Origin of the sequence: Rhodococcus sp. BP-332, from assembly GCF_019836065.1 — a bacterium.
Taxonomy (GTDB): domain Bacteria; phylum Actinomycetota; class Actinomycetes; order Mycobacteriales; family Mycobacteriaceae; genus Rhodococcoides.
In genome coordinates, this window is sequence record NZ_JABUEC010000008.1 from 1 (window position 1) to 3,056 (window position 3,056).

Below are 3,056 nucleotides of genomic sequence, written 5' to 3' on the forward strand. Positions count from 1 at the left end.
GTGTGTTGTTTGAGAACTGCACAGTGGACGCGAGCATCTTTGTTGTAAGTAATGAAGAGCGTACGGTGGATGCCTTGGCACCAGGAGCCGATGAAGGACGTAGGAGGCTGCGATAAGCCTCGGGGAGCTGTCAACCGAGCTGAGATCCGAGGGTGTCCGAATGGGGAAACCCAGCACGAGTGATGTCGTGTTACCTGCACCTGAATATATAGGGTGTGTGGAGGGAACGTGGGGAAGTGAAACATCTCAGTACCCACAGGAAGAGAAAACAACAGTGATTCCGTCAGTAGTGGCGAGCGAACGCGGAAGAGGCCAAACCATGTGCATGTGATACCCGGCAGGGGTTGTGCGTGTGGGGTTGTGGGGTTTGTCTTGTCGATTCTGCCGGATCGGCCGACAGTAAGAAATCATGCGGTTAGTCGAAGTGGTCTGGGATGGCCTGTCGTAGAGGGTGAGAGTCCCGTAGACGAAAACTGTGTGACTGTCGTGATGAATGCCCAAGTAGCAGCGGGCCCGTGAAATCTGCTGTGAATCTGTCGGGACCACCCGATAAGCCTGAATACTCCCTGGTGACCGATAGCGGACTAGTACCGTGAGGGAAAGGTGAAAAGTACCCCGGGAGGGGAGTGAAATAGTACCTGAAACCGTGCGCTTACAATCCGTCAGAGCCTTCGAGTGACTTGTCACTGGGGGTGATGGCGTGCCTTTTGAAGAATGAGCCTGCGAGTTAGTGGTATGTGGCGAGGTTAACCCGTGTGGGGTAGCCGTAGCGAAAGCGAGTCCGAATAGGGCGTTTCAGTCGCATGCTCTAGACCCGAAGCGGAGTGATCTACCCATGGCCAGGGTGAAGCGACGGTAAGACGTCGTGGAGGCCCGAACCCACTTAGGTTGAAAACTGAGGGGATGAGTTGTGGGTAGGGGTGAAAGGCCAATCAAACTCCGTGATAGCTGGTTCTCCCCGAAATGCATTTAGGTGCAGCGTCGCGTGTTTCATCCTGGAGGTAGAGCTACTGGATGGTCTAGAGGGCCCACAAGCTTATCGAAATCAGCCAAACTCCGAATGCCAGGATGTGAGAGCGCGGCAGTGAGACTGCGGGCGATAAGGTTCGTAGTCGAGAGGGAAACAGCCCAGATCGCCGGCTAAGGCCCCCAAGCGTGTACTAAGTGGAAAAGGATGTGAAGTCGCGAAGACAACCAGGAGGTTGGCTTAGAAGCAGCCACCCTTGAAAGAGTGCGTAATAGCTCACTGGTCAAGTGATTTTGCGCCGACAATGTAGCGGGGCTCAAGTACACCGCCGAAGCCGCGGCACTCACACAATAATCTGCTCATTCCCTGCGGGGGGTGGGCCAGGTGTGTGGGTGGGTAGGGGAGCGTCGTGTGGCCAGGGAAGCGCCGGAGTGATCCAGGTGTGGAGGCCACGCGAGTGAGAATGCAGGCATGAGTAGCGAAAGACGAGTGAGAAACTCGTCCGCCGAATGATCAAGGGTTCCTGGGCCAGGTTAATCCGCCCAGGGTGAGTCGGGACCTAAGGCGAGGCCGACAGGCGTAGTCGATGGACAACGGGTTGATATTCCCGTACCCGTGTATCCGCGCCCATGATGAATCAGGAGTACTAACCGTCCAGAGCCGCCAGGAGCACCTTCGGGTGCCGGGTGTGGTGATGCACGGGACCTTTCCTGGTAGTAGTCAAGCGATGGGGTGACGCAGGAAGGTAGCTGAGCCAGTCAGTGGTAACACTGGTGTAAGCCTGTAGGGCGAGACCTAGGCAAATCCGGGTCTCACACAGCCTGAGAGGTGATGCATAGCCGAATGAGGCGAATTCAGTGATCCTATGCTGCCGAGAAAAGCCTCTAGCGAGCTGGTACACGGCCCGTACCCCAAACCGACACAGGTGATCAGGTAGAGAATACCAAGGCGATCGAGATAACTATGGTTAAGGAACTCGGCAAAATGCCCCCGTAACTTCGGGAGAAGGGGGACCCCTGCTGGTGATCACTCTTGCAGTGTGAGCTGGTGTGGGTCGCAGAGACCAGTGAGAAGCGACTGTTTACTAAAAACACAGGTCCGTGCGAAGTCGTAAGACGATGTATACGGACTGACGCCTGCCCGGTGCTGGAAGGTTAAGAGGACCGGTTAGTTCCTTCGGGAGCGAAGCTGAGAATTTAAGCCCCAGTAAACGGCGGTGGTAACTATAACCATCCTAAGGTAGCGAAATTCCTTGTCGGGTAAGTTCCGACCTGCACGAATGGCGTAACGACTTCTCAGCTGTCTCAACCATAGACTCGGCGAAATTGCATTACGAGTAAAGATGCTCGTTACGCGCGGCAGGACGAAAAGACCCCGGGACCTTCACTACAGCTTGGTATTGGTGTTCGGTTCGGTTTGTGTAGGATAGGTGGGAGACTGTGAAGCATGCACGCCAGTGTGTGTGGAGTCGTTGTTGAAATACCACTCTGATCGTATTGGATACCTCAACCTCGGACCATGATCTGGTTCAGGGACAGTGCCTGGTGGGTAGTTTAACTGGGGCGGTTGCCTCCCAAAATGTAACGGAGGCGCCCAAAGGTTCCCTCAGCCTGGTTGGCAATCAGGTGTCGAGTGCAAGTGCACAAGGGAGCTTGACTGTGAGACTGACAAGTCGAGCAGGGACGAAAGTCGGGACTAGTGATCCGGCACCGGCAAGTGGAAGCGGTGTCGCTCAACGGATAAAAGGTACCCCGGGGATAACAGGCTGATCTTCCCCAAGAGTCCATATCGACGGGATGGTTTGGCACCTCGATGTCGGCTCGTCGCATCCTGGGGCTGGAGTAGGTCCCAAGGGTTGGGCTGTTCGCCCATTAAAGCGGCACGCGAGCTGGGTTTAGAACGTCGTGAGACAGTTCGGTCTCTATCCGCCGCGCGCGTCAGAAACTTGAGGAAGGCTGTCCCTAGTACGAGAGGACCGGGACGGACGAACCTCTGGTGTGCCAGTTGTTCCACCAGGAGCACCGCTGGTTAGCTACGTTCGGAAGGGATAACCGCTGAAAGCATCTAAGCGGGAAGCCTGTTCCAAGAT

At 55.6% G+C, this 3,056-nt stretch carries 1 rRNA gene; it reads left to right on the plus strand.

Going from position 1 to position 3,056, the window contains the following annotated elements:
- Positions 1-42: 42 nt before the first annotated feature.
- Positions 43-3,056: ribosomal RNA gene (locus HQ314_RS21125) — 23S ribosomal RNA — on the plus strand; the annotation flags it as partial.